The organism is Pseudomonas sp. TAE6080, assembly GCF_018732265.1.
Classification (GTDB): domain Bacteria; phylum Pseudomonadota; class Gammaproteobacteria; order Pseudomonadales; family Pseudomonadaceae; genus Aquipseudomonas; species Aquipseudomonas brenneri.
Window position 1 is genome coordinate 109,210 of sequence record NZ_JAHIDY010000010.1, and the last position, 26,217, is coordinate 135,426.

Annotated in this window: 24 protein-coding genes and 1 pseudogene; 16 read left to right on the forward strand and 9 right to left on the reverse strand. The window is 61.1% G+C overall.

What is annotated here, in order from left to right; translation table 11 throughout:
• Positions 1 to 68: 68 nt before the first annotated feature.
• Positions 69 to 1,013, reverse strand: coding sequence for a FecR domain-containing protein (locus KL786_RS10145; RefSeq protein ID WP_215517528.1), 945 nt, complete (start codon positions 1,011 to 1,013; stop codon positions 69 to 71).
• Positions 1,010 to 1,498, reverse strand: a complete 489-nt coding sequence (locus KL786_RS10150; protein WP_215517529.1) for a sigma-70 family RNA polymerase sigma factor — start codon at positions 1,496 to 1,498, stop codon at positions 1,010 to 1,012. The genes KL786_RS10145 and KL786_RS10150 overlap by 4 nt, the downstream gene beginning before the upstream one ends.
• 374 nt (positions 1,499 to 1,872) lie before the next feature.
• Between KL786_RS10150 and KL786_RS10155 the strand changes: the two genes are divergently transcribed.
• From KL786_RS10155 to dacB, 8 genes are all read left to right on the forward strand, one after another.
• Positions 1,873 to 2,175 carry a DUF3649 domain-containing protein gene (locus KL786_RS10155; protein ID WP_215517530.1) on the forward strand — a complete coding sequence of 101 codons (303 nt, stop codon included), beginning with the start codon at positions 1,873 to 1,875 and terminating at the stop codon, positions 2,173 to 2,175.
• Positions 2,172 to 3,746, forward strand: coding sequence for a PepSY-associated TM helix domain-containing protein (locus KL786_RS10160; RefSeq protein WP_215517531.1), 1,575 nt, complete (start codon positions 2,172 to 2,174; stop codon positions 3,744 to 3,746). The genes KL786_RS10155 and KL786_RS10160 overlap by 4 nt, the downstream gene beginning before the upstream one ends.
• Positions 3,746 to 4,072: a DUF3325 domain-containing protein gene (locus KL786_RS10165; RefSeq protein ID WP_215517532.1), complete on the forward strand. Its 327-nt coding sequence runs from the start codon at positions 3,746 to 3,748 to the stop codon at positions 4,070 to 4,072. Before KL786_RS10160 ends, KL786_RS10165 begins: the two co-directional genes overlap by 1 nt.
• Positions 4,073 to 4,078: 6 nt before the next feature.
• Positions 4,079 to 4,657 (forward strand): RNA polymerase sigma factor, encoded by a 579-nt coding sequence (locus KL786_RS10170; protein ID WP_032857649.1) that lies wholly within the window; start codon positions 4,079 to 4,081, stop codon positions 4,655 to 4,657.
• On the forward strand, positions 4,654 to 5,631 hold the full coding sequence (locus tag KL786_RS10175; RefSeq protein WP_215517533.1) for a FecR family protein: 978 nt from the start codon (positions 4,654 to 4,656) through the stop codon (positions 5,629 to 5,631). The genes KL786_RS10170 and KL786_RS10175 overlap by 4 nt, the downstream gene beginning before the upstream one ends.
• Positions 5,632 to 5,739: 108 nt before the next feature.
• On the forward strand, positions 5,740 to 5,889 hold the full coding sequence (ykgO, locus tag KL786_RS10180) for a type B 50S ribosomal protein L36 (protein WP_020297337.1): 150 nt from the start codon (positions 5,740 to 5,742) through the stop codon (positions 5,887 to 5,889).
• A gap of 110 nt (positions 5,890 to 5,999) precedes the next feature.
• On the forward strand, positions 6,000 to 8,429 hold the full coding sequence (locus KL786_RS10185; RefSeq protein WP_215517534.1) for a TonB-dependent siderophore receptor: 2,430 nt from the start codon (positions 6,000 to 6,002) through the stop codon (positions 8,427 to 8,429).
• 69 nt (positions 8,430 to 8,498) lie between these two features.
• On the forward strand, positions 8,499 to 9,968 hold the full coding sequence (dacB, locus tag KL786_RS10190) for a D-alanyl-D-alanine carboxypeptidase/D-alanyl-D-alanine endopeptidase (protein WP_215517535.1): 1,470 nt from the start codon (positions 8,499 to 8,501) through the stop codon (positions 9,966 to 9,968).
• Positions 9,969 to 10,050: 82 nt separating this feature from the next.
• On the opposite strand, the gene KL786_RS10195 is transcribed toward dacB, so the two are convergent.
• Positions 10,051 to 10,932 carry a helix-turn-helix domain-containing protein gene (locus KL786_RS10195; protein ID WP_215517536.1) on the reverse strand — a complete coding sequence of 294 codons (882 nt, stop codon included), beginning with the start codon at positions 10,930 to 10,932 and terminating at the stop codon, positions 10,051 to 10,053.
• 138 nt (positions 10,933 to 11,070) lie between these two features.
• Here KL786_RS10195 and KL786_RS10200 point away from each other — a divergent pair, with 138 nt between their 5' ends.
• Positions 11,071 to 11,982, forward strand: a complete 912-nt coding sequence (locus KL786_RS10200) for a DMT family transporter (RefSeq protein WP_215517537.1) — start codon at positions 11,071 to 11,073, stop codon at positions 11,980 to 11,982.
• Between the two features lie 40 nt (positions 11,983 to 12,022).
• On the opposite strand, the gene norR is transcribed toward KL786_RS10200, so the two are convergent.
• The gene (gene norR / locus KL786_RS10205; protein ID WP_215517538.1) at positions 12,023 to 13,564 is read right to left on the reverse strand and encodes a nitric oxide reductase transcriptional regulator NorR; all 1,542 of its coding nucleotides are present in this window, start codon (positions 13,562 to 13,564) and stop codon (positions 12,023 to 12,025) included.
• Positions 13,565 to 13,719: 155 nt separating this feature from the next.
• On the opposite strand from norR, the gene hmpA reads away from it, so the two are divergent.
• Together hmpA and KL786_RS10215 are read left to right on the forward strand one after the other, a co-directional pair.
• Positions 13,720 to 14,901, forward strand: a complete 1,182-nt coding sequence (gene hmpA, locus KL786_RS10210) for an NO-inducible flavohemoprotein (RefSeq protein WP_215517539.1) — start codon at positions 13,720 to 13,722, stop codon at positions 14,899 to 14,901.
• Positions 14,902 to 15,143: 242 nt separating this feature from the next.
• Positions 15,144 to 15,650, forward strand: coding sequence for a disulfide bond formation protein B (locus KL786_RS10215; protein ID WP_032857633.1), 507 nt, complete (start codon positions 15,144 to 15,146; stop codon positions 15,648 to 15,650).
• A gap of 553 nt (positions 15,651 to 16,203) precedes the next feature.
• Here KL786_RS10215 and KL786_RS29935 read toward each other — a convergent pair.
• Positions 16,204 to 16,418: pseudogene (locus KL786_RS29935) on the reverse strand (hypothetical protein).
• Between the two features lie 27 nt (positions 16,419 to 16,445).
• Here KL786_RS29935 and cyoA point away from each other — a divergent pair.
• Genes cyoA through cyoE form a run of 5 tightly spaced genes read left to right on the forward strand, consistent with a single transcriptional unit; the run spans position 16,446 to position 21,267 of the window.
• On the forward strand, positions 16,446 to 17,384 hold the full coding sequence (gene cyoA, locus KL786_RS10220; protein ID WP_032857631.1) for a ubiquinol oxidase subunit II: 939 nt from the start codon (positions 16,446 to 16,448) through the stop codon (positions 17,382 to 17,384).
• A gap of 3 nt (positions 17,385 to 17,387) precedes the next feature.
• Positions 17,388 to 19,406, forward strand: a complete 2,019-nt coding sequence (gene cyoB / locus KL786_RS10225; protein WP_032857630.1) for a cytochrome o ubiquinol oxidase subunit I — start codon at positions 17,388 to 17,390, stop codon at positions 19,404 to 19,406.
• Between the two features lie 3 nt (positions 19,407 to 19,409).
• Positions 19,410 to 20,033: a cytochrome o ubiquinol oxidase subunit III gene (gene cyoC / locus KL786_RS10230; RefSeq protein ID WP_029300213.1), complete on the forward strand. Its 624-nt coding sequence runs from the start codon at positions 19,410 to 19,412 to the stop codon at positions 20,031 to 20,033.
• Complete coding sequence (gene cyoD, locus KL786_RS10235; protein WP_032857627.1) at positions 20,033 to 20,368, forward strand: cytochrome o ubiquinol oxidase subunit IV; 336 nt, start codon at positions 20,033 to 20,035, stop codon at positions 20,366 to 20,368. The genes cyoC and cyoD overlap by 1 nt, the downstream gene beginning before the upstream one ends.
• Positions 20,369 to 20,379: 11 nt before the next feature.
• Positions 20,380 to 21,267: a heme o synthase gene (gene cyoE, locus KL786_RS10240; protein ID WP_215517540.1), complete on the forward strand. Its 888-nt coding sequence runs from the start codon at positions 20,380 to 20,382 to the stop codon at positions 21,265 to 21,267.
• A gap of 200 nt (positions 21,268 to 21,467) precedes the next feature.
• Here cyoE and KL786_RS10245 read toward each other — a convergent pair whose 3' ends face one another.
• From KL786_RS10245 to KL786_RS10260, 4 genes are all read right to left on the reverse strand, one after another.
• Positions 21,468 to 22,172 (reverse strand): hypothetical protein, encoded by a 705-nt coding sequence (locus KL786_RS10245; protein WP_215517541.1) that lies wholly within the window; start codon positions 22,170 to 22,172, stop codon positions 21,468 to 21,470.
• Between the two features lie 107 nt (positions 22,173 to 22,279).
• Positions 22,280 to 23,197: a CobW family GTP-binding protein gene (locus KL786_RS10250; RefSeq protein ID WP_215517542.1), complete on the reverse strand. Its 918-nt coding sequence runs from the start codon at positions 23,195 to 23,197 to the stop codon at positions 22,280 to 22,282.
• Positions 23,194 to 24,930, reverse strand: coding sequence for an amidohydrolase (locus KL786_RS10255; protein ID WP_215517543.1), 1,737 nt, complete (start codon positions 24,928 to 24,930; stop codon positions 23,194 to 23,196). The genes KL786_RS10250 and KL786_RS10255 overlap by 4 nt, the downstream gene beginning before the upstream one ends.
• Before the next feature lie 87 nt (positions 24,931 to 25,017).
• The gene (locus KL786_RS10260; RefSeq protein ID WP_215517544.1) at positions 25,018 to 26,199 is read right to left on the reverse strand and encodes a pyridoxal phosphate-dependent aminotransferase; all 1,182 of its coding nucleotides are present in this window, start codon (positions 26,197 to 26,199) and stop codon (positions 25,018 to 25,020) included.
• Between the last annotated feature and the right edge of the window lie 18 nt (positions 26,200 to 26,217).

Below are 26,217 nucleotides of genomic sequence, written 5' to 3' on the forward strand. Positions count from 1 at the left end.
GAATCCGGGTGGCTTTCCTTGTCTGTCACGCGAGATCGGGAAAACGGCTCACGCTTGCAGAAAATAATTCACGCACGGGCTTCGACGCTGACCCAGTAACGGGTAAAACGCCGGACTTTGACCGGCAGGCTGATTTGCAGCAGGTCCAGAATGCGTTCGCTGTCGTCCAGCGGGTAGCTGCCGGAGATCAGCAGGTTGGCCACCTGTGGATCACACTGCAATTGGCCGCGGCGATAACGGCTCAGTTCCTCGAGGAAATCGGCCAGGCGCATGTGCGACGCCACCAGCATGCCATCGGCCCAGGCGCCGGTGTTGGCGTCGGTCAGGCGCGGCGTGTCCCAGCCTTTGCGGGTAAGGTTGGCCTGGCGGGATTTTTCCAGGGTCAGGGGCAGGCCGCTGTAGGACCTGGGTGCAATCTCCACCTGGCCGTCCAGCACCGCGACCTGGGTGTGATCGTTGAACTGGCGCACATTCACCTGTGCTGCCTGGGTGGTGACGATGCCCTGGCCGGTGATGATCTGCAACGGGGTGTTGGCGCGCAGCAATATCTCGCCTTCGAGCAGGCGGATCAGGCGTTGTGGGCCATCGAACTGCACGTCCACCGCACTGGCGGTATTGAGTTGCAATTGGCTGCCGTCGGCCAGTTGCACCTTGCGCCGCTGGCCGAGGGGGCTGCGGTAGTCGGCGCTCAGTGGCGGGATCAGGTGTTGCTGGCGCAGGCCCCAAGTCGCGGCGCAGCCGGCACCGAGGATCAGCAGCAGTTTCAGTGCCTGGCGCCGGCTGCTGGATTTCGGTGCGTTCAACGCTGCATGGGCCAAGGGCGATGGCATCCCGCGCAGGCGCTGGTTGACCCGCTGGATATGCTCCCATGCCCGTTGATGTTCGCTGTGGGCGTCCAGCCAACGTTGCCAATTGGCCTGCTGGCGCGGGTTGAGCGGGCCTTGCTGCATTTGCATCAGCCACTGCACCGCCTGTTCGGCGACCTGGGTCGAGAAGTTCGCGGCGGGGCTCATAGGGCAAAGTAGCAGCGCATGGCGGCTTTATGCAGATGACGTTTGACCGTGGCGATGGAAATCCCCAGTTCGGCAGCGATCTGTGGATAAGTCAGGCCGTCGAGTTGGGCCAGCAGGAAGGCGCGCTTGACCAGCACTGGCAAACCATCGAGCAACTGGTCCAGCTCCATCAGGGTTTGCAGGATGATGGCCCGGTCTTCTTCCGAAGGCGCAACGTGCTCGGGCATCTGCGCCAGGGCGTCGAGGTAGGCGCGCTCCAGGTCCTGGCGACGGTAATGGTTGAACAGCACGCGTTTGGCGATGGTCGTCAGGAAGGCACGCGGTTCGATCAGCGCCGGTGTGTCACGTGCCGTCAGCACACGGATGAACGTGTCCTGGGTCAGGTCGGCGGCGCTTTGCGGGCAGCCGAGCTTGCGTCGCAACCAGCCGGTCAGCCAGAGGTGATGGTCGTGATACAGGACTTCGACGGTATTGGACGGCCGCAACGCGAACACTCCGGCAGCATCTGCATGCTGTAGGTAACGAGAATTGTTCGCATTGTAGGGTGGCGAGGTGGCATTCGGCAATCAGCAGGAGACCGATGGGGGCTTTATAGCCGCTACAGAACCCTGTAGGAGCGAGCTTGCTCGCGAAGGACGTCAACGATAACGCGTGTTTGCTAGGTAAACGCGGCGCTCTCAAGTTCTTCGCGAGCAAGAACTAGGCGTCCCCCTCGCTCCTACAAAATGGCTTAACTGACTGGCATTAAGGCAAGCCAGCTCCCACATTTGATTTTCGTTGTTAACTTCATCCGTTCTCTTTTGCTTATGAGAATATTTATCATTAAACTCGCGGCCCTGATGAACCAGGCGCCTTCGGCATGAAAAGCAAAGCCTCACTTCCTCTTTCTTATCGTCTTGCTGTGACCTCGCGGCTGTTGGCCGCTGTCGTCGGCGGCTACATGCTGGCGTCCCTGGCCAGCGTCTGCCTGACCTTATGGCTGCCCATTTCCCGTGCCGATGCGGTGGTCAGCGGCATGCTCAGTTCCTTTGTGTTCTACCTGTTGGCGGTGATCTGGTGTTTTGCCTGCCGCACAGCCGCCCGTGCCTGGTTTGGCGTGCTGGTGCCCAGCGCGATATTGGCCACCCTGGCTGGCCTGGCCTATTGGATGGCGCGCCCATGAAAGAGGGTTTCCGTCAGGCAATGGCCTGGTTGCACACCTGGGCCGGGTTGATTTTCGGCTGGTTGCTGTTCGCGATTTTCCTCACTGGCACCCTGTCTTACTTCAAGGGCGAAATCACCCACTGGATGCAGCCGGAAGTCCCGGCCCATGCGGTGGACGATGCCCGCAGCGTGGCCGTGGCACAAAGCTATCTGGAGCAGCATGCGCCCACGGCGGCGCGTTGGTTTATCGGCCTGCCCAATAGTCGCGACCCCGGTTTGTCGGTGATGTGGCAAGACAAGATCGACCCAGGCCGGCGGGGCAATTTCATCGAGAAAATCATCGATCCGGTTTCCGGCGAGCAACTCCAGGCCCGTGAAACCATGGGCGGCGAATTCTTCTATCGGTTCCATTTCCAGTTGCAGATGCCCCATCCCTGGGGCCGCTGGCTGTCGACCATCGCGGCGATGGTGATGTTTGTCGCGCTGATCACCGGGATCATCACCCACAAGAAAATCTTCAAGGACTTCTTCACCTTCCGCCCGCGCAAGGGCCAGCGCTCCTGGCTCGACGGGCACAACGCGGTCGGTGTGCTGGTGCTGCCGTTCCACCTGATGATCACCTACAGCAGCCTGGTGATTTTCATGACGATGGTCATGCCGGCCAGCATCCTTGCCTCTTATGACGGCAACACCCGTGCATTCTTCAATGAACTGTTCCCGGCCACCAACAACGCGCCAGCTCTCGGCCAACCGGGCAAACTGCTGCCGTTGGCGCCGTTGGTGGAGCAGGCTCGGGCGCAGTGGGACGGTGGGCATGTAGGGCGCTTGGCGGTGAACAACCCAGGCGATGTGAATGCCTCGGTCAATGTCTCCCGCGCCGGCTCTGACCGGGTGGTGCATGAGTTCGGCAGCACCGTGTCCTTTAATGGCACCACCGGTGAGGTGCTGCGCGTCAGTGCCGAACAGTCGCTGCCGATGGCGATTGGTGGCAGTTTCTACGGCTTGCACATGGGCCACTTTGCCGGCCCGGTGCTGCGCTGGCTGTACTTTATCTGTGGCCTGGCGGGTACGGCGATGATCGGCACCGGCCTGGTGATCTGGCTGGGCAAGCGTCAGCTCAAGCACGCAAAAACCGGAGTGATGCCGTTTGAGCTGCGCCTGGTGGAGGTGCTGAACATTGCCAGCATGTCCGGGCTGGTCATCGCCATCGCCGTGTTTTTCTGGGCCAATCGCTTGCTGCCTGCGCACTTCACCGAACGTTCGGACTGGGAAGTACAGAGCTTCTTTATTGCCTGGGGCCTGACCCTGTTGCACGCCATGCTGCGCCGTGGCCGCCGGGCCTGGGTCGAACAATTGGCGGTGGGTGGCTTGCTGTTTATCGGCGTGCCGCTGCTCAACGCGCTGACCACCTCCGAGCACTTGGGCGTGTCGCTGCTCAAGGGCGATTGGGCGATGGCCGGCTTTGACCTGACATGCCTGGGCAGTGGCCTGTTCCTAGCCTGGGCCGCGTGGAAGATGCAGTACCGCAGCGCTGCGCAGCCCAAGGCCGAGCGCGCCCGGCCGTTGACGCTCAAAGGCGAGGTGAACTGATGTTGTTGGCTTGGTTGTTGTGCTATGCGGGCTTCACCGCGCTGTGCCTGTCCCTGGATCGCCATCACGGCGAGTTGCTGCACAGCAAACCTTCGCCACGCCGGCGCCTGGGTTTGCGCCTGGGCGGTTGGCTGCTGTTGCTGGTGTCGATCTGGCCGGCAGTGCAGGCGGCTGGTTGGAGTCGCGGGCTGGTGGACTGGTGTGCGGTGCTGATGCTCAGTGCGCTGTTGCTGGTGTTGTTGATGCCCTATCGGCCAAGGCTGGCCCTGATCCTGGCGGGCGTCGGCTTGCTGGCCAGCCCCGTTGCGGCCTTCGCGACCCTCTGAGCCGCCTTGATGATCACCACGCCGCCCGAATCCCAGGATCACCCCCGCGCTGAATCGTCGGGCGGGCGCGCACATTTCCTACAGGTGTTTTTGTCCCAACGGTCACAGATGGAGGCCTTGGTCAGCCGCCGCGTAGGCTGCCGTGCGACGGCAGCGGACCTGGTGCAGGACTTGTTCCTGCGTTTCTGGCGCCGGCCCCTGGTGCAGGTTGAGGAACTCAGCACCTACCTGCTGCGCTGCGCCGGCAATATCGCCATCGACCACCTGCGCAGCGAAGGCGCGCGGGTGCGCGGCAATGAAGGCTGGCTGCCGGAACAGCAGGATCATTCTGGCTGCGAGCCCCAGGCCGCGCTGGAGGCCGGCAACGACCTGCGCCATGTCGAAGCGGCGCTGCGCCGTTTGCCGGAACGCACACGGCAGATTTTTTTGCTCAACCGGATCCACGGGCGCAAGTACGCCGAAATCGCCAAGGCCATGGGCCTGTCCCAAAGTGCTGTGGAAAAACATATGATGCGCGCCCTCGAAGCCTGCAAGGCCAGCCTTCGGGAAGCCCATCCGCCACGCTCGCCAGGGAAAGCACCGTGACCACCACCCCGACGCCCGCCCAGGAACAGGCCGCCCTGGCCTGGCTCAGCCTGCTGCACGATGCGCCCAGCAGTGGCGACCAGGCCACGTTCAGTCGCTGGCTGCGTGCCGACCCGGCCCACGTCGAGGCGTATGCCCAGGCGCAGGTGTTGTGGGAGTTGAGCGAAGTGCCGGCGAGCACCCTGGCCGACGAAGACGCCTTGGCTTTGCAGCGTTACCTGAAGGCCATGGACGCCGCGAAGCGCTCCCGTGTGCGCCGCTGGTCGGGGGCCTTGGCCCTGGCGGCATGTCTGTTGTTGATGGTGTCGATGGGCGCGGGCTGGCAGCCGCAGCGCTGGGTCGATGACCTGGGCGCCGATTACGTCAGCTTGCCTGGGCAAGTCAAAACCGTGATCCTGGCCGATCAAAGCCAGGTCACCTTGGATGCCGACAGTGCGATTGCCGTGGATTTTCGCCACGGCGAGCGGCATATCCAACTGCGCCGAGGCGCCGGTTTTTTCAGCGTGACCCACACCGGCCAGCCTTTTGTGGTGCACGCCGGCAGCGGCGAAGCGCGAGTGCTGGGCACGCAGTTTGAAGTGCGCCTGCAGCCGGCGGGCGCCCAGGTGACCGTGTTGTCGGGGCGGGTGGGGGTCAAACCGTCGGCGCAGGGTACTCAGCAGATTCTGACGGCCGACCAGCAAGTGGCCTACAGCGAGGGTGTGGCCGACGAGATGCATGCGGTGGACAGCGAAGCGCGCATGGCCTGGCGTGATGGCTGGCTCAATTACTACAAGACCCCTTTGGCCGATGTGGTCAAAGACCTTTCCCGCTATTACCCCGGCCGTATCCTGCTGCTCAACGACGCACTCGGCGCCCGCCGGGTCAGTGGCAGCTTCCCGAGCAACGATCCCGAGGCGGTGCTCAAGGCCTTGCAGGCGGTGCTGGGTTTTGAGCAGCACAGCGTGCTGGGCCGGCTGATCGTCGTCCGCTAACAAAAACACCGCCTCCCACAGGAATAGCGGATAACTGAAAGAAAGTTGATAACGGTTCTTATTTGTATTTATGATATGTTATTACATTCATATCCAGGAGCCTCCCCCATGAAAGTGCTGTCCTCACTCAAAGAAGCCAAGAACCGTCATCGCGACTGCCAGATCGTCAAGCGTCGGGGGCGGATCTATGTGATCTGCAAGTCCAACCCGCGCTTCAAGGCCCGTCAGGGCGGGGCGAAAAACAAGAACAAAGGCTGACGGTGAAATTATTTTCAATTTCACCTGAGGTAAAACCCCGCGCCATCCGTGTAGTGCTTGAAACTGCGATCAATTCGCATTAACAGCGTTTTCTACACGGGTGCTCAAGCATGAAGTCCAGGGCAAAGTCGGCGGCAGGCGGTTCGGTTAAACAGTGGCTGGGAGCCTCCCTTCTGGCCGCTTCAGGTCTGGCAGTATTGCCCTTGAGCCTGGCGCAGGCGGCAGATGCGCAGCAGCAAAGCACGCTCTTCAACTTCGCGCTCCAGGCCAAACCGTTGCCCCAGGCCCTGAGCGATTTCAGCCGCGTGACCGGCATCAGCGTGGTCTATACCGACGAAGCCCCCTACACCCTCAACGCACCGGCTGTCAGCGGGCGGATGAGTGCGGCCCAGGCCCTGCAGCGCTTGCTGGGCAATACCGGCTTGACCTTGCGCCAGATCGACGCGCGCACCCTGGCGCTGGAGCCGGCACCCACCGAAGGCGCATTGAACCTGGGGGCCACCACCATCAGTGGTGTCAACCCGCAGCAAACCACCAGCTACCAGCCACCGCCCACCAGTTCGGTGATGCGTTCCCAGGGATTGCTGTTGGAAACCCCGCAAACCGTGAACATGGTGCCGGCCCAGGTGATGCGCGACCAGGTGCCGCGCAACCTCGATGATGCCTTGGGCAATATCAGTGGCATCACCCAGGCCAACACCTTGGGCAGTACCCAGGATGCGGTGATGTTGCGCGGTTTTGGCGACAACCGTAACGGTTCGGTCATGCGCGACGGTATGCCCGTGGTGCAGGGCCGGGCGCTGAACGAAACCGCCGAGCGTGTCGAAGTGCTCAAGGGCCCGGCGTCGTTGCTGTATGGCATCCAGGACCCGGGCGGCGTGATCAATATTGTCAGCAAGAAACCCGAGTTGACCCAATCCACCGCGCTGACCGTGCGTGGCTCGACCTATGGCAGCGGCAAGAACGGCAGCGGCGGCAGCCTCGACACCACCGGCCCGATTGGCGACAGCGGCCTGGCTTACCGGTTGATCGTCGACCATCAGGACGAAGACTACTGGCGCAACTTCGGCACCTATCGTGAAAGCCTGATCGCCCCCTCCCTGGCCTGGTACGGCGACAGCACCAAGGTGTTGCTGGCCTACGAGCACCGTGAGTTCCTCTCGCCGTTCGACCGTGGTACGGCCATCGACCCCAAGACCAATCACCCGCTGGACATCCCGGCCACGCGTCGCCTGGACGAGCCGTTCAACAATATGGAAGGCCGTTCCGACCTGTATCGCCTTGAGGTCGACCACGATCTGAACGACGACTGGAAGGCCCATTTCGGCTACAGCTGGAACCGCGAAACCTACGACGCCAGCCAGGTGCGCGTGAGCAAGGTCAACGCCAATGGCACCCTGAACCGCAATATGGACGGCACCCAGGGCGCGCTGACCACCGACCGCTTCACCACCGTCAGCCTCGAAGGCAAGGTGGACGTGGCCGGCATGCGCCATGACCTGGTGTTCGGCCTGGATGACGAGTACCGCAAGATCTACCGCGCCGACCTGATCCGCCAGGCCAGCCGCAGCGTGTTCAATTACAACGACCCGGTGTATGGCCGTGAAGTGGCGGGCACTACCGTCAGTGCGCCGGACAGCAACCAGACCGACCTGCTGCGCAGCGACTCCGTGTTTTTTCAGGACGCGATCCACCTGACCGACCAGTGGATCCTGGTGGGCGGTGCGCGCTTCCAGGCGTACGACCAGTACGCCGGCAAGGGCCGCCCGTTTACCGCCAACACCGATAGCAACGGCCAGAAGTGGGTGCCCCGCGCCGGCCTGGTGTACCGCTACACCGATGAGTTGTCGTTCTATGGCAGCTACACCGAATCGTTCAAGCCCAACTCCACCATCGCGCCGTTGGATAACAAAATGGTGATTGACGGCAGCATCGCCCCGGAAGAGTCCAAGTCCTGGGAACTGGGAGCCAAGCTCGATATGCCGGGGCGCATCACCGCCAACGTCGCGTTGTTTGATATCCACAAGCGCAACGTGCTGGTATCGATCACCGAGGGTGCGACCTCGATCTACAGCGTCGCCGGCAAAGTGCGCTCCCGTGGCCTGGAGATGGACCTGAGCGGGCAATTGACTGACCAGTGGAGCCTCATCGGCAGTTATGCCTACACCGATGCAGAAGTCACCGAAGACCCGACCTACAAGGGCAAGAGCCTGCAAAACGTGGCGAAAAATACTGCGGCTTTATCCGCCGTGTATGACTTCGGCACGATCGTGGGTGGCGATCAACTGCGCGTCGGTGCGGGTGCCCGTTACGTGGGCGAACGTGCCGGTGATGCGCTCAACAGCTTCGACCTGCCGGGCTACACCGTGGCCGATGCGTTTGCCACCTATGACACCCGGGTCGACGGGCAGAAGGTCAAGTTCCAGCTCAACGTGAAGAACCTGTTTGATCGTACCTACTACACCTCGGCCGTCAGCCGTTTGTTTGTGTCCATGGGCGATGCGCGCCAGGTGTCGTTGTCCAGCACCCTGGAGTTCTGACCATCGGCGATGACGCTGGCGGCCTGAGCTGCTAGCGTTGCGCTCTTTGTTGATCGCCAGGACGTGTTGATGCAGTTGGGACGATGGATACACACCCGCGCCATGCTGGTGGGCATGAGCCTGTTGTTGGGTGGCTGTGCCACGCCTTCGACAACCCGCGAGCAGGCGCTGGACCGATTACTGGCCGATCCGGCCCTGGCGGGCGCCAGCGTTTCATTGATGGTGCGCGATGCCCGCAGCGCCAGCACGCTGTACCAGCACAACCCACGGACACGGCTGGTGCCGGCCTCCAGCCTGAAACTGCTGACCACGGCGGCGGCGATGGATGTGCTGGGCCCGCAGTATCGGTTTTCCACGCAGTTGCTGAGTAATGGCCGCCAACAAGGCGTGCGCCTGATGGGCAATCTGTACCTGCGTGGCATGGGCGATCCGACGATCCAGTGGGCGGACTACCAGGCGCTGGCGGCGAAGCTGGCCGGGCAGGGCATCCGGCAGGTGACGGGGGATCTGGTGTTCGATGACAGCTGGTTCGACGCCGAGCGCCTGGGCGTCGATTGGGCCCATGACGATGAGGACAAATATTACGGCGCGCAGATCTCCGCGTTGACGGTATCGCCCAATGCCGATTTTGATGCGGGTACCTTGATCGTCACGGCCAGGGCGCCCGCGGCAATCGGCCAAGCGGTGAGTGTCAGCCTCAGCCCGGCCACTGATTATGTGCAACTGAGCAACCTGGCGGTCAGCGGCCCGGGTAACAGCTATGGGCTCAATCGCCAGCACGGCAGCAACCTGCTGCGTCTGAGCGGCGCCTTGCAGCCGGGGACGCAAAGCCGTCAATGGGTCAGCGTCTGGGAGCCGACGCAACTGGTGGCCAACCTGTTTGAGCGGGCCTTGGCGGAGCAGGGGATCAGCGTGCAGGGCCGGCGGGTGATCGGCGGCGTGAGTCCAGAGGCGGCAACCGTGTTGGCGGTACATGAGTCGGCGCCGTTGCAGGAGCTGATCAGGCCCTTGCTCAAACTGTCCAACAACAGCATGGCCGAAGCGCTGCTCAAGGCCATGGGGCGCAAACAGGCGAATGCCGGCACGGCGGCTGCGGGTGTGGTGGCGGTTGCGGATTTTCTGCGCCGCCAGGGCCTGGATCCGGCGACGTTGAATCAGGTGGACGGCTCGGGTTTGTCGCGACGTAACCTGGTGTCGGCGCAGAACTTCACCGACCTGCTGTTGGCCATGGGCAAACAGCCGTGGTTCAACGCCTGGCACGACGCGCTGCCGATTGCCGGCAACCCGGATCGCCTGAATGGCGGCAGCCTGCGTTACCGCCTGCGCGGGACAGCAGCGCAAGACAACCTGCAGGCCAAGACGGGCTCCATGGGTGGGGTGTCTTCGTTGACGGGCTACGTCACCGATGCGGATGGGCGGCGGTTGGTGTTTTCGATGCTGACCAATAACTACGTGGTGGAGGGCAGTCGGATCAAGGCTCTGGAGGATCGACTGGCGACGATCCTTTGTAGGAGCGAGCTTGCTCGCGAAGGTCGTTAACGATAACGCGGGGAACCTGACGCCCCGCATTGCCCTCAGGTTTTTCGCGAGCAAGCTCGCTCCTACAGGGATGTGTGTATGTTCAGGGGCGGGGTTGGAACGCCTGCCGGTATTCCCCCGGTGTCGCCCCCATCGCCTGGCGAAACCGGTTGGTAAAGTGGCTGGCACTGGAAAACCCGCACGCCAGGGCGATCTCCCCCAACGGCAGTAACCCGCTGCGTAACATCGCCTGGGCCCGAGCCAGGCGGCGGGCCAGTAGATATTGGTGAGGCGGCAAGCCGAAGCTTTCGCGAAACATCCGCGCAAAGTGGTACTCCGACAACGCGCACAATCCGGCCAGTTGCCCCAGGCTGATCGGCTCGGCCAGTTGCTGCTCAATGTAGTCCACCAACTGCCGGCGTTGATGCGCAGCAAGGCCACCCTTGAGGCGCAAGCCTTCACGCAGGCCGACCTGGCTGAGCAGGGTGTGGCTGAGCATTTCATGGGCCAGGCTGCTGGTCAGCAGGCGTTCGGCAGGTTCCTGCCAGTTCAGGCCAATCAACTGGTGAAAGCGCCGGGCTTGCCGCGGGTCTTCCAGGAACGTACTTTCGCGCAGTTGCAGCGCCCGGGGTTCGCGGTCCAGCAGGGTGACGCAACCCAGGGCAAATTGCTCCGCGCTGAAATACACATGGGCCAGGCGGATCTCGCCGTTGATCACCCAGGCCGACTGATGCTCGGCGGGCAGGATGCACAATTTGTCAGGGCCGCCCTTGGTGCCGGGCTGGCCGCGCCGAAATGTCTCGGTGCCACCGCCCACGTAGCAGGACAGGGTGTGATGGCTGGGCGCCTCGTAGTCCTGGGCGTCATGGTGGTTGCTCCACAAAGCCGCAGACAAGCCGTCCCCAAGCTCGGCGCTGAGCTCAAGGCGAGCGTTGGGCGAGCGGTTGAGGGCTTGAAAGACTTGCAGGGTTTCCAGGGTAGGCATAATTCGTTCTCTGGGACGTCTTGCATCCTACTCCCGGCAGTTGGTGCTGTGATCCCTCGGCCCGACAAAAGCGCAAGAATCTGCAAGTGCGCAGCATCAGGGCAGGGCGACACTGTGGCTCAACCTCCGGAGTGCGCCATGAACCTTTCCCTGTATTTACTGACTGTGCTGATCTGGGGCACCACCTGGATCGCCCTCAAGTGGCAATTGGGCGTGGTGGAAATTCCGGTTTCCATCGTCTATCGCTTCGGCCTGGCAGCACTGGTGCTGTTTGTGTTGCTGCTGCTCAGTCGCAAATTGCAGGTGATGAACCGGCGCGGGCACTTGATCTGCCTGGCCCAGGGGTTGTGTCTGTTTTGCGTGAACTTCATGTGCTTCCTCACGGCCAGCCAGTGGATCCCCAGTGGCCTGGTGGCGGTGGTGTTCTCCACCGCGACGCTGTGGAACGCGTTGAATGCCCGAGTGTTCTTCGGCCAGAAAGTCGCGCGCAATGTGTTGCTGGGCGGCGGCCTCGGCTTGCTCGGCCTGGGCTTGTTGTTCTGGCCGGAACTGGCCGGACATACCGCCAGCCCCGAGACGCTATTGGGCTTGGGCCTGGCGTTGCTGGGGACGATGTGTTTCTCGGCGGGCAACATGCTGTCGAGCCTGCAACAGAAGGCCGGGCTCAAGCCGTTGACCACCAACGCCTGGGGCATGGCTTACGGCGCGTCGATGCTGGCGCTGTACTGCGTGATCCAGGGCATTCCTTTTGAAATGGAATGGAACACCCGCTATATCGGTTCGTTGCTGTACCTGGTGATCCCGGGCTCGGTGATCGGCTTTACCGCCTACCTGACCCTGGTCGGCCGTATGGGCCCGGAGCGGGCGGCGTATTGCACGGTGTTGTTCCCGGTGGTGGCGCTGAACGTCTCGGCGCTGGTCGAGGGCTACCAGTGGACGACCCCGGCACTGGTGGGGTTGGTGCTGGTGATGCTGGGGAATGTGTTGGTGTTTCGTAAGCCCAAACCCGCCCGTGTCATGAGCCCGGTCTATAAAACAAAGCAGATCTAAAAATGTGGGAGCTGGCTTGCTCCCACATTTTAGACCCGCGTTATTTGAGGCCCAGGCGCTTGGCCATGCGCCCCAGGTTGGCGCGGTCCAGCCCCAGCTCTCGGGCGGCGCTGGCCCAGTTGTGCTGGTGGCGTTCCAGGCAGGCGCCGATGACTTGCCTCTGGTAGTGCTCGGTGGCCTGGCGCAAGTCACCGGTCACCACGGGTAGCTCGGCCTGTTCCTCAATCAGCGGCGCCGACTCACTTGGCAAGTCCAGGTCCTTGGCGCTGAGGCTGAGAATCTTCGGCCGCTCCCGGTGGTTGCCCAAGGCTTTCAGGGCACTGCGACCAATCAAGTGTTCCAGCTCCCGCACATTGCCGGGCCAGCCATAAGCCAGCAACGCCGCCTGGGCATCGCTGGTCAGGCGCAGGCTACCCAGGCCCATGCGCGAACGGTTCTGCTCAAGGAAGAAACCCGCCAGCAGCAACACGTCGCGCCCACGTTCACGCAGGGCCGGGACTTGCAGCGGGTATACGCTCAGGCGGTGGTAGAAATCGGCACGGTAACGGCCATTGCGCACTTCTTCGGCCAGGTCGCGGTTGGTGGCGGCGATCAGGCGCACGTCCACTTGATGCTCCTTGTCCGAGCCCAACCGTTGCAACTGCCCGCTTTGCAGGACCCGCAGCAGCTTGGCCTGCACGGTCAGCGACAATTCGCCCACCTCATCAAGGAACAACGTGCCGCCATTGGCCAGCTCGAACTTACCCCGCCGTTCATTCAGCGCGCCGGTAAACGCGCCGCGAACGTGACCAAACAGTTCACTCTCCACCAGGGTTTCCGGGAGGGCGGCGCAGTTGAGGCTGATCAGCGGTTTTTCGCTGCGCGATGAGGCCGCGTGGATGGCCTGGGCCACCAGTTCCTTGCCGACCCCGGTTTCGCCGGTGATCAGCACGGTCAGGTCGCTGCCGCCCACCAGCTTGATTTCCTCTACCAGGCGCTTGTGGGTCTTGCTCTGGCCGATCATTTCCTTGTGCTGCTGGCCGCTGGCCTGGCGATAGATTTCCGCGCGCTGGTGTTCATCCTCGGCGCGCAATGCCAGGTGCTCGATACGTTCGGCGACATTGACCGTGGCGGCGGCGAGGCTGGCAAAGGCTTGCAAGGCGTCCAGCTCGACACGCTCGAAGCGCTCGGTGTCGAGGGCATCCAGGGTCAGCAGGCCCCAGGGGCGGTCGTCGACAAACAGCGGGCAGCCCATGCAGTCGTGGACTTGCAGATGACCGTGCAGGCCATCGACCAAGCCGTCATAGGGGTCGGGCAGTTCGCTGTCGCTGTCGAAGCGGGTCGGGCCGGGGCTGCTCAATAGCACTTCGAAGCGCGGGTGTTCGCTGATCTTGAAGCGTCGGCCCAAGGTGTCCGGGCTCAAGCCGTCCACCGCCAGTGGCACCAGCCATTCACCGTCTAGGCGCAGCAGCGCGGCGGCATCGCAGGGCAGCAGGGTGCGCATGGCTTGCAGCAGGCGTCGGTAGCGCTCGCCTTCGGGCAGTTCGCGGGAGAGGTCGGCGACCAATGGCAACAGGGTGGTGAGCAGGGAGTGTGCAGTCATAATGACTCCTTGTAGTCCTAATGACTATAATGTGTAGGAAGTCATATTGACTATGTTTAAATTAAGCTATTGATAAATAACGAATTATTAGTTGGCACGAATACTGAGTATCACAAGGTAATCATTCAGAAGCCTAAAAGCTCAGGAGTCTCCCCATGCTTAGCGTTCAAGACCGTGCCATCGTCAAGTCCACTGTGCCACTGCTCGAAAGCGGTGGTGAAGCCCTGATCACCCACTTCTACCGCATGATGTTGTCCGAATACCCCGAAGTGCGCCCGCTGTTCAATCAGGCCCACCAGGCCAGCGGCGACCAGCCTCGCGCCTTGGCCAATGGTGTGCTGATGTATGCGCGGCATATCGACCAGTTGGATCAGTTGGGCGACCTGGTGGCCAAGATCATCAACAAGCACGTGGCCCTGCAAATCCTGCCGGAGCATTACCCGATTGTCGGCAACTGCCTGCTGCGGGCGATTTCCGAGGTGCTGGGTGATGAAATCGCCACCCCTGAAGTGATGAGTGCGTGGGGCGCGGCCTATGGGCAACTGGCCGATATCCTGATCGGTGCCGAAAGTGCGATCTACGACGAAAAAGCCCGGGCCGTTGGTGGCTGGCGTGGTGCGCGGCCGTTTCTGCTGGTCAAGCGTGTGGAGGAGAGCAGCGAAATCATTTCCCTGTACTTTGCCCCGGTGGATGGCGGCCCGATCCTCGCGGCCGAGCCTGGCCAGTACATCGGCCTGAAACTGCTGCTCGATGGCGAAGAAGTGCGCCGCAACTATTCGTTGTCGGCGCGCACCGATTCGGGCCTGTACCGCATCAGCGTCAAACGTGAAGCGGGCGGGCGGGTCTCCAACTACCTGCATGACCAGATGCACGTGGGTGCGACCCTCGACCTGTTCCCGCCATCGGGGGAGTTCACCCTGGTGCCCAGCGACAAACCCCTGGTGCTGATCAGCGGCGGGGTGGGCATCACGCCAACCCTGCCGATGCTGGAAGCGGCTTTGGCGACCGAGCGCCCGGTGCACTTTATCCACTGCGCGCGTAATGGCGGTGTGCATGCATTCCGTGACTGGGTCGATGCGTTGGCCGTGCAGCATCCGCAACTGCAACGCTTCTATTGCTATGCCGAGGATGATGGCATCAGCCCGGCGGCGGACAAGCTGGGGATGTTGACTCAGGAGCAATTGGCGGCGTGGTTGCCTGAGGAGCGTGATGTGGATGCCTACTTCCTGGGGCCAAAGGGCTTTATGAGTGCGATCAAGCGTCACCTCAAGGCACTTGGTGTGCCTGAGAAGCAGAGCCGGTATGAGTTCTTTGGGCCGGCGGCGGCGCTGGAATAATAAGCAGCAGGCCTTTAAACCGCATTGGCTTCATCGCAGGCAAGCCAGCTCCCACATTTGAATGTATTCACAAATCAAATTGTGGGAGCTGGCTTGCCTGCGACGGCATCCGAAAGACCACCACATTAATGCGCCGTTAACCCATTTTGCCTACCCTCCCGCTGCCTACTGCTAAATTTTCACCTCCTGTGTGTAAACTTGCGGCCATTGGCACAACCATCATTAGGCAAAGGGAAACGGGGATGATTGACGAAATGCGGTTAGGGCGTGAACGGCGCTTCCTGGTGTTGTTGGGGATCATCTGCCTGGCGCTGATCGGTGGCGCGCTCTATATGCAAATAGTGTTGGGCGAAGCGCCATGCCCACTGTGCATCCTGCAGCGCTATGCCTTGTTGCTGATTGCGCTCTTTGCCTTTATCGGCGCGGCGATGCGCACCCAACGCAGTGTCACGGTCTTTGAAGTGCTGGTGGTGCTCAGTGCCCTCGGGGGTGTCGCTGCCGCCGGGCACCATGTGTATACCCAGTTCTATCCGGCCATCAGTTGCGGTATCGACGTGTTGCAACCGATTGTCGATGACCTGCCCCTGGCGAAGATCTTCCCGCTGGGCTTCCAGGTCGACGGTTTCTGCAGCACGCCGTACCCGCCGGTCCTGGGCTTGTCCCTGGCTCAATGGGCGCTGGTGGCGTTCGTGTTGACGGTGATCCTGGTGCCCCTGGGCATTTACCGTAACCGCAAGCACAGCGCTTAAATCGTCCTACAAAACGCCCCGGTCCTGCTGATGCAGGCCGGGGCGTTTTTGTGTGCGGGCATTTTGTGAAGGGACCGTGACGCTGGACAAGAATGGCAGCGCGCAACGTGCGACACGTTGTCACACTGAAGGTGCCGCAGGACGTTTCCCACCCTGTGCCACGATGCTTGATCAACCGTTGACCAGGCGTTTTTGCCTGTCACTTTCCATCCAGGCCGACCCCGCGCACGGCGTGCGGTACAGAACTTCCAGTGAGCTGTGAATGCCTTGTTTTTAGCGGGCTTGCCTAGGGTTTACGGGGGGCAGGAGAGGGCGCTGAATGCGACAAAATGGGCAATAACACGGCATTTTTTGTGGTTTTTGTTGAGAATCAAACGCGATACGATCCCGGACCTTTGCAACAATGGCGCAGGATTATTGCTGTAATCGATAAAAATAATTTCTTTATAAGTCATGGTTTATACATCGCTAGCTAACTACAATCGCCCGCACTGAATGTCCGGTGCTGCTCAACCCTGAGCAAATAGGGCGGTCGAGAGGCGAAAACATTGCTTCATGCGACCCCAGGTGCCGGCAGCCTTTCAACTATCCGCACCAAATGGAATTGGTCTGTAACAAGGCCTTTGACCAACGAAATCGAATAAGAATTCACCGCCAGACCTGGACGTGTCGATCAGCGCATGAAGCGCCGGGCAGGCCCTTATTCAATCGAAGAGAAATGCCAACCCTTGGCAGGGTGAAGTGTTGGCGATCAAAACCCAACTGCATTGCGCAAGCTGCTTTAGAGGTCGTGAGATGAGTAAAAACAGGTACACCCGATTACTAGGCATAGTGCCGCTTTTCGGCATGTTATTGCTGGGAGGCTGCAACTGGACGCTGCTCGACCCTGTGGGTCAGGTCGGCGTGGAGCAACGTAACCTGATCATCACCGCTACGCTGCTGATGCTGTTGGTCGTAGTGCCGGTGATCGTGATGACCTTCGCGTTCGCCTGGAAATACCGCGCGTCCAACACCAAGGCGACCTACGCGCCGAAGTGGTCGCACTCCACCAAGATCGAGATCGCGGTGTGGCTGGTACCTGTACTCATCATCATCGCCCTGGGTTACATCACCTATAAGTCGACCCACGAGCTGGACCCTTACCGTCCGCTGGAATCCGACGTGCCGCCAATCACTATCGAAGTGGTCGCGCTGGACTGGAAGTGGCTGTTCATCTATCCCGAGCAAGGGATCGCCACCGTCAACAAGATCGTGTTCCCGGCTAACACCCCGATCAACTTCAAAGTGACCTCTGACTCGGTGATGAACTCGTTCTTCATTCCGGGCCTGGGTGGCCAGATCTACGCAATGGCGGGCATGCAGACCAAGCTGCACCTGATTGCCAACCAGAACGCCGAGCTCGACGGTATCTCCGCCAACTACAGTGGCGCGGGCTTTACCGGTATGAAATTCAAAGCAATCGCCACCACTCAGGAAGATTTCAATGCCTGGGTACAAGAAGCCAAGAGCTCACCAAAACAGCTGGAAAAAGCTGAATACGAAGCCCTTGCCAAGCCAAGCCAGAACAACCCTGTAGAGCTGTACTCCTCGTACACGCCGGACCTGTTTGACAAAATCATCGATAAGTATGAAGCGATGAAGCCAGGCAAGCCGGTCAAGCACGAGAAGAAAGAAGTGGCTGCTGTGGAAGGGACGGACGCAAATTCGCATTCAGCTGCCGGGGCAGAGGAGTAAACGATGTTTGGTAAATTAAGTTGGGAAGCGGTGCCGTTCCACGAGCCGATCGTGATGGTGACCATCGCCATGATCGCGCTGGGTGGTCTGGGGCTGTTTGCGGCAATCACCTACTTCAAGAAGTGGACCTACCTGTGGACCGAGTGGCTGACGTCGGTCGACCACAAGAAAATCGGCGTGATGTACATCATCGTCGCCATGGTCATGCTGCTGCGTGGTTTTGCCGACGCCATCATGATGCGGACCCAGTTGGCCATGGCCACCGAGGGTTCGCCTGGCTACTTGCCGCCTGAACACTATGACCAGATCTTCACCGCCCACGGTGTGATCATGATCATCTTCATGGCGATGCCTTTCTTCACCGGCCTGATGAACCTGGCAGTGCCGCTGCAGATCGGTGCGCGTGACGTTGCGTTCCCGTTCCTCAACTCCCTGAGCTTCTGGCTGCTGGTTTCCGGCGTCGTGCTGATCAACCTGTCCCTGGGCGTCGGCGAATTCGCCAAGACCGGTTGGGTTGCCTATCCGCCGTTGTCGGGGCTGCAATACAGTCCGGGCGTAGGGATGGATTACTACATCTGGGCGCTACAGTTATCCGGGTTGGGTACGACGCTGACGGGGGTCAACTTCCTGGCCACCGTGCTGAAAATGCGTACCCCAGGCATGAAACTGATGGACATGCCGATCTTCACCTGGACCTGCACCTGGGCCAACGTCCTGATCGTGGCTTCGTTCCCGATCCTGACCGCTACCCTGGCACTGCTGACGCTTGACCGTTACATGGATTTCCACATTTTCACCAATGAACTTGGTGGCAATCCAATGATGTACGTGAACCTGTTCTGGGCATGGGGTCACCCTGAGGTGTACATCCTGATCCTGCCAGCGTTCGGTATCTTCTCCGAAGTGATCTCGACCTTTACCGGCAAGCGCCTGTTCGGTCACCACTCGATGGTCTACGCATCGGGCGCAATCTCTGTACTGGGCTTCATGGTCTGGCTGCACCACTTCTTCACCATGGGCTCGGGGGCCAGCGTCAACGCCTTCTTCGGCCTGGCGACGATGCTGATTTCGATCCCGACGGGGGTGAAGCTATTCAACTGGCTGTTCACCATCTACCACGGCCGTCTGCGCTTCACCAGCCAGGTTCTGTGGACCCTGGGCTTCATGGTGACCTTCGCTATCGGCGGCATGACCGGCGTACTGCTGGCCATCCCGGGTGCTGACTTCGTACTGCACAACAGCCTGTTCGTGATCGCTCACTTCCACAACGTGATCATCGGCGGCGCGGTATTCGGCTACATCGCAGGTTTCAGCTTCTACTTCCCGAAAGCGTTCGGCTTCAAGCTGCACGAAGGCTGGGGCAAGGCTGCATTCTGGTTCTGGATCACCGGCTTCTTCGTCGCGTTCATGCCGCTCTATGCACTGGGCTTCATGGGCATGACCCGTCGTCTGAACGCCAGCACCAACCCTGAGTGGGTGCCGTACCTGTACGTTGCCATGTTCGGTGCGGTGATGATCGCTGTGGGTATTGCCTGCCAGTTGATCCAGCTGTACGTGAGTATCCGTGACCGCAAGCAGAACGCCTGCGACTCCGGTGACCCATGGAATGCACACACCCTGGAATGGTCGACCTCGTCGCCACCGCCGTTCTACAACTTTGCCGTGCTGCCTAAGGCCGAGACGATCGATCCGTTCACCGAAGCCAAGGAAAACGGTACTGCGTACCAGCGACCTGTGCGCTACTCGCCGATCCACATGCCGAACAACACCGCCACTGGCGTGGTGATGGGCGCGCTGTTGACGGTATTCGGTTTCGCGATGATCTGGCACATCTGGTGGCTGGCCATCGCTAGCCTGGCTGGCACCGTGATCTATTTCGTGATCCACGCGGCTCGTGATGATCAAGGCTACATGGTGCCGGTCGACGTGATCGAACGCATCGAAGCCGAGCAGCACGCTCGCCTGGTTGCCGAGAAGAAGATTCCGGCCAACCGTGTTGAAACCTCGTTGGAACAGGCTTAAACCATGTCGAACTTAGTGACCAATGCTGGACACGCCCATGTCGATGACCATGGGCACGATGACCACCACGACGCGGGCGAGATGACCGTCTACGGTTTCTGGCTCTACCTGATGACCGACTGCATCCTGTTTGCGTCGATCTTCGCGGTGTATGCGGTACTGGTAAACAACGTAGCGGGTGGCCCGTCGGGCCACGACATCTTCGAATTGAATTACGTACTGGGCGAAACCGCCTTGCTGCTGTTCAGTTCGATCACCTACGGCTTCGCCATGCTGGCGTTCTTCCGTGGCAACAAGGCAGGCGTGCTGAAGTGGCTGGGCCTGACCTTCCTGCTCGGCCTCGGCTTTATCGCCATGGAGATCAACGAGTTCCACCTGCTGATCTCCGAAGGCTACGGCCCTAGCCGCAGCGGCTTCCTGTCGGCGTTCTTCACCCTGGTCGGTACCCACGGTCTGCACGTAACCGCCGGTCTGATCTGGATGGCGATCATGATGTACCAGGTCAACAAGCATGGCCTGACGTCGACCAACAAGACCCGCCTGAGCTGCCTGAGCCTGTTCTGGCACTTCCTGGACGTGGTCTGGATCTGCGTCTTCACCGTTGTCTACTTGATGGGGACTCTGTAATGGCTAACGCACACTCCCATGACAGCCATGATGCGAGCCACGGCAGCGTAAAGTCGTACGCCATTGGCTTCATCCTGTCGGTGATCCTGACTGTCATCCCGTTCGGTCTGGTGATGTACCCAACCTTGCCGAAGGCCACGACACTGGCCATCGTGCTGTTGTTCGCGGTGATCCAGGTGGTTGTTCACCTGTATTACTTCCTGCACCTGGATCGCTCCCAGGCCCAGCGCAACAACGTGGTTGCGTTTGTGTTCACGGCCATTGTGATCGTGCTGCTGGTTGGCCTGTCGTTGTGGATCATGTTCAGCATCCACACCTACATGATGGCGAAGTGAGGTAAGACCCGATGTCGCTTAAGCACTTTATCCAAATCACCAAACCGGGGATCATTTTCGGTAACGTGCTTTCTGTGGCAGGCGGTTTCTTCCTGGCCTCCAAGGGGCATGTCGATCTGGCCATCTTCCTGGCGGCAATGATCGGCACTTCCCTTGTTGTGGCGTCCGGTTGCGTGTTCAACAACTGCATTGACCGTGACATCGATATCAAGATGGAGCGCACCAAGAATCGCGTGCTGGTCCAGGGCCTCATCTCCCTGAAACTGGCACTGATCTTCGCGACCGTCCTCGGTGTTGCCGGCGTGGCATTGCTGTACACGGTGGCCAATCCGCTGGCGGCGTTGTTTGCCGTGATCGGTTTTGTCATCTACGTCGGCCTCTACAGCCTGTACCTCAAGCGCAAGTCGGTTCACGGCACGCTGGTGGGCAGTCTGTCGGGGGCGATGCCGCCGGTGATTGGTTATGTGGCTGTGACCAATAGCTTCGACATGGCTGCGCTGGTGCTACTGGTGATGTTCAGCCTGTGGCAGATGCCGCACTCTTACGCCATTGCGATCTTCCGTTTCAACGACTACCTGGCAGCTTCGATTCCGGTACTGCCGGTCAAGCGTGGCATCCAGGTGGCGAAGAAACACATCCTGCTCTACATCCTGGCCTTCCTTGTGGCGACCTTGATGTTGACCTTCAGTGGCTACGCCGGCATGAGCTACCTCGCCGTGGCCGCAGCCATGGGCATGTACTGGTTGTACATGGCCTGGACTGGCTACAAGGCGGTGGACGATACCGTCTGGGCGCGCAAGTTGTTCGTCTTCTCGATCTTCACCATCACTGCCTTGAGCGTGATGATGTCCCTGGATTTCCAGGTGCCGAAAGAGTTGCTGCTGACTTCTGCCCACTGAGTTGGGATGCAATGAAAAGCCCCGCCTTCGAGAGAAGAGCGGGGCTTTTTATTGAGCTCTGAAAATACCGCAGAACCCTGTGGGAGCGGCGGTGCGACGATTCGACTTGCCCGCGATAGCAATGAATCAGTCGATATATGTGTTGGCTGACCCAACGCTATCGCGGGCAAGCCCGCTCCCACATTTTTTGGGGGTAGGGCTTATTGCTGGGCGATGCTGTAACCGTCAAACGCCGTCTGCTGCTGCAGCGCGGTGACGATGCTCTTGCGCGTCAACGGCTGTTCAGCACCGGCGTTATCCACAAAGGTCTCGCTCTCAAGCTCGGCCTCATCGCCTTCACCCACAAAGCTGAAACCGAGGAATTCCAGCGCCTCGCGGTCAACATTGAGTTTGGAGCGCGGTGTGCGCAAGGGCAGGGTGACGCTGATGCCATCCTTGCTGATCACAAACACTTCCACTTCCTTTTTCACCCGTGCGGCCTTGCCTTTGCCGGCGCTTGGGTTGCTGATGGCCTGGTGGGTCTGGTTCAGCACCTTCAGCGCCAGGCCGTAGACCAGTTCCTGGAACTCTGGGTCGTCCTTGAAGCTGGAAAGGATGCGGCTGATCGAGAACTTGCTGCTCAGGTCTTCGAGGGCGGCGTTGTCGGCGGCTTCGGCGTCCTTGAGCTGCTTGAGCTGGCCCATCAGGTCGTAGGCCTGGTCATCGTCAAAGGCGTCGTGGGCCTGGCGGATGGCGATGCGCAATTCGCGGATCTGGTCGCTTTCCTTGGAGGTATGGAAGGCGTCCAGCACCATTTCACTGATGTTCTTGGCCGCTGGCACATGCTGTGAAAGATTGATGGCGTTTTCGTATTCAGCTTTGGATTGCAAGGTGACTACGGATTCTTCGGTACGGGAATCAGACATTGAAATTTCACTACTTCTGTAAGCGGGGAGACGAAAAAGCGTCGGGCATTTTCAAGGGCCAGGGTAGCAAGGTCAAGGCGGCACTCTGCCTTCATCGTCATCCTCGTCTACAGGCCCTGCATCTCCTGCAGTTGCGCTTCCAGCGCTGCCCGCAAGCCACTGCCGCGTCGGGCGATAAACACCAGTTGTGCCGAGTTCTGTGCATGTTCGCCGCTGGCCAGGGTGAACTGGCTGCGGTTACCCACGTGTTGCAGCCAGAACGGCTGCTCGTTGCCCTGCAAATGCACCAGGCCTTTTAGGCGGAACACGTCCTTGGGCAGTTGCCCCAGCCAGTCGCGCAGGGCCTTGGCCGGCAGGGCCTGGGTGCCTTGCCAGGTCCAGCTTTCAAACAGTTCGTGGTGCGGCGCAGGCACGGGAGTGAAGCCGTTGCGCGGGCTGCGTTCGCCCAGCAGCAGGGCATCGGGGATCTGCGCCTGCACGGTGCTGATCACCCGCGTGCGCGCGCCGATAGTTGCACGCAGGCTTTGCAGTTCGGCGGCGCTGACCAGATCGGCCTTGTTCAGCAGCACCAGGTCGGCGCAGGCCACCTGGGCGCGGGACAGCCGGGCGAACTCGCCTTCCAGGTGGCTATAACCGCTGGCGTCCACCAGGGTGATCACGGTATCGAGGTGCAGGTGCGCCTTGAGCTGTGGATAACCCAGGGTCTGCACAATGCGCTGCGGGTCGGACACGCCACTGCACTCGATCACGATGCGATCCAGGCGTGGGTGCAATTGGCTCAGGCTCACCAGTTGCGCCAGCAGATCCTCCTGCACCGTGCAGCAGATGCAGCCGTTCTGCAGGCTGAATACCGCATCGGTGACTTCGGCGATGATCGCCGCATCGATATTCAGCTCGCCAAAGTCATTGACGATCACCGCCATCCGCCCGTGTTGCGGCTGCTGCGCGATGCGGTTGAGCAGGGTGGTCTTGCCGGCGCCGAGAAAGCCCGAGACCAGCGTGACGGCAATGCTGTCGTTATTCATTCGATCACCGGCGGCAGGCCTTGCCACACGGCTTGCAACGCCGTATCTGCAAACGCGTTGAGACGGTCGTAGACCGGGCGGCCATCGACAAAGGTCAGCAGCACCTGGGTCTGGTGGATGTAGTTGCGTGCCGGCTGGGCGAACAGGTCGCGGTCGATCACGATCAGGTCGGCGCACTTGCCCACTTCCAGGCTGCCGGTGGAATGCTCCAGGCCCATGGCGTGGGCGCCGTTGAGGGTCGCCACTTGCAGTGCCTGCTCCAGGGTGATCGGTTCGCCGAAGCAGTCCGGTTCCTGGTTCCACGGGTTCTGCCGGGTGACCATGGTTTCCAGGGCCAGCCACGGGTCAATCGAGGCCACCGGCCAGTCAGTGCCCATCACCGCCAGGCCACCTTCGGCCAGCACACCTTTGAAGTCGTAGATGCGCTTGAGGCGTTCGGCGCCATAACCGGAGCGGGCGCCACTGGCAAACGGCGTCGGGTACCAGGCCGCTGGGGAGAACTCGGCGATCACGTTCAGCGCCTTGAAGCGCTTGAGGTTGCCCGGATGTAGCAAGGTGCTGTGGGCGCACTGGTGCCGGATGCCGCTGTCGCCATTGACCCGCCGCGCCTCGGCCACCGCATCGAGGAACACATCGGAAGCGCCGTCGCCGGTGCAGTGGGCGATCACCCGCAGGCCGCGACGGTCCATGTCTACCACCATGTCGGTGATGTGTTCCGGGGTCAGGTTGAGCTTGCCGCGCCAGGTGGAATCCGCTGCCCATGGGGTCATCAGGTACGAAGACTTGGGCTCCACGGTGCCGTCGAAGTGGAACTTCACCGCGTTGGCATTGAGCCGCGCGCTGCGGTAGTAGTGACGCTCGCCACCGAGCAGTTCCCAGCGCCGGCGCACCGGGAAGATATCGTCCTGCCAACTGATCGCCGCTTCCACGCGCACGCTCAATTCGCCGGCGTCGTCCAGTTCCTTGAGGGCGTCCAGGCGCCGCTCGCAGACGTGTACGTACTTGGTCGCGGTGACACCGCGCGAGCTCTGGAAATGCACGCCGTCGCGATAGGCCCGGCGCAGCACTGCCACCGGGGTTGGTGGCATGGCTGCATGGATCAGTGCGTAGGCGCCGTCGATCAGCAGGCCGTTGGGCTCGCCGTTGAGTTCGTCGCGCTCCATATAGCCGTTGCGCGGGTCGGCGGTGTGGCGGTCGATGCCGGCCAGTTGCAGGGCCTTGGAGTTGACCATCATGGTGCCCCACATGCGGTCCAGCAGTGCCACCGGGCGGTCGGGCATGATGCTGTCGAGCCACTCGCGACCTGGGGTCAGCCCGGCTTCGCGGAAGGTGTAGCGCACCCAGTATTGGCCGTAGATCCAGCCATCACCGGGGTGGGCGTCGGCATAGGCGTGGATCGCCGCCGCCAGTTGTTCGGGGGTGGGGTCTTCGATACCCACATCCAGGTCATCGCTGTAGCGCGGGGCCAGGGCGAGGTCGGGGTGGGTGTGCATGTCGTGCAGGCCGGGCATGCAAAATGCACCTTGCAGATCATGTTGGCGGGTCTGCGGGCCGATCAGGTGTTGCAGGTCGGCGAACGTGCCCACTGCGATAAAACGTCCCCCGCGAATCGCCACCGCTTCGGCCCAGGGCTGGGCCGGGTCGAGGGTGTAGAGGCGGCCGTTGTGCAGCACCAGGTCAGCGTGCTCGCCGACAACGGAGTGGGTGGAAGTGAATTGGTCGGAAGCGGTCACGGGGGAAACCTCAATATTCAAGACGAACAAAGATCAAATGTGGGAGCAGGCTTGCCCGCTCCCACATCAATCCCAGTGTTCACATAATCAGCGGTTGGCTCTCAGGCCCTCGACAAACCCGGCAATGCGCTGGCAGGCGTCTTTGAGGGTGTCGTCGGCGACGGTAAAGGAGATGCGCACAAAGCCCTCGGCACTGGCGCCAAACGCCTGGGCATCGAGCACCGAGACGCCGGTGGCACGGAACAGCTGCCAGGCAAAGTCCATGCTCGACAGCCCCGTGCGGCGCACGTCTACCAGCATGAACATCCCGGCTTGCGGCACCCGGCAATCGAGGTCGGTAATACCACCGAGGCCCGCTACCACCAGGTCACGCCGACGGCGATACACCGTGCGCGCATCGCTGACCACTTCGTCATCCAGTTCCAGGGCCTTGACCGCCGCTTCCTGGATAAACCCGGGCAAGCCATAGAGCATGCACAGCAGCAGGTTATCCAGGTGGCCCACCAGTGCGGTTGGCGCTACCACCCAACCCACGCGCCAGCCGGTCATGGCGTGGGTTTTCGACAGGCTGTTGAGCACCACGGTACGCTCGGCCATGCCCGGCAGCGAGGCGATGCTCAGGTGTGGCTGGTCATACGTGATTTGCCCGTAGACCTCATCGGAAATCACCCACAGGTCATGCTCACGGGCGACTTCGGCCACCAGTTCCAGCTCTTCGCGGCTGTAGACATTGCCGGTGGGGTTGCACGGCGTGGCCAGGGCAATGCCCCGGGTCTTGGCGCTAATGGCTTTTTCCAGGGCGGCGCGGGTCAGGCGGAAACCGTTGGCCGCCGGTTGCTCGATGGTTGCGATGCGCGCACCGGAAGCGTGGATGCACGCTTCATACGTCAGGTACATCGGTTCCGGCACCAACACTTCGTCGCCCTGGCTGAACAGGCACAGCGAGGTGGCGAACAGGCCGTTTTGCGCACCGGCCACCAGGGCCACGTTATCAGCGTGTACGGCAATCCCTTGCAGGCGGCTTTGCTTGGCGGCAATCGCTTCGCGCAGGGCCGGTCGGCCAAGGACGTGGGTGTAGTGAGTGTCGCCGGCGCGCAGGGCGTCGACGGCGGTTTCGCAAATGGCGCTGGCGGTGGCGAAGTCCGGGTCGCCCACGCTCAACACAATCACATCTTCGCCACGGCCACGGGCTTCGACGGCCGCGTAGTGAATATCCCAGGCGCTGACGGACTCGCCACTAATGCGCTCGACAAACGGTGAATAACGCATCCTTGTTCTCCTAAAATT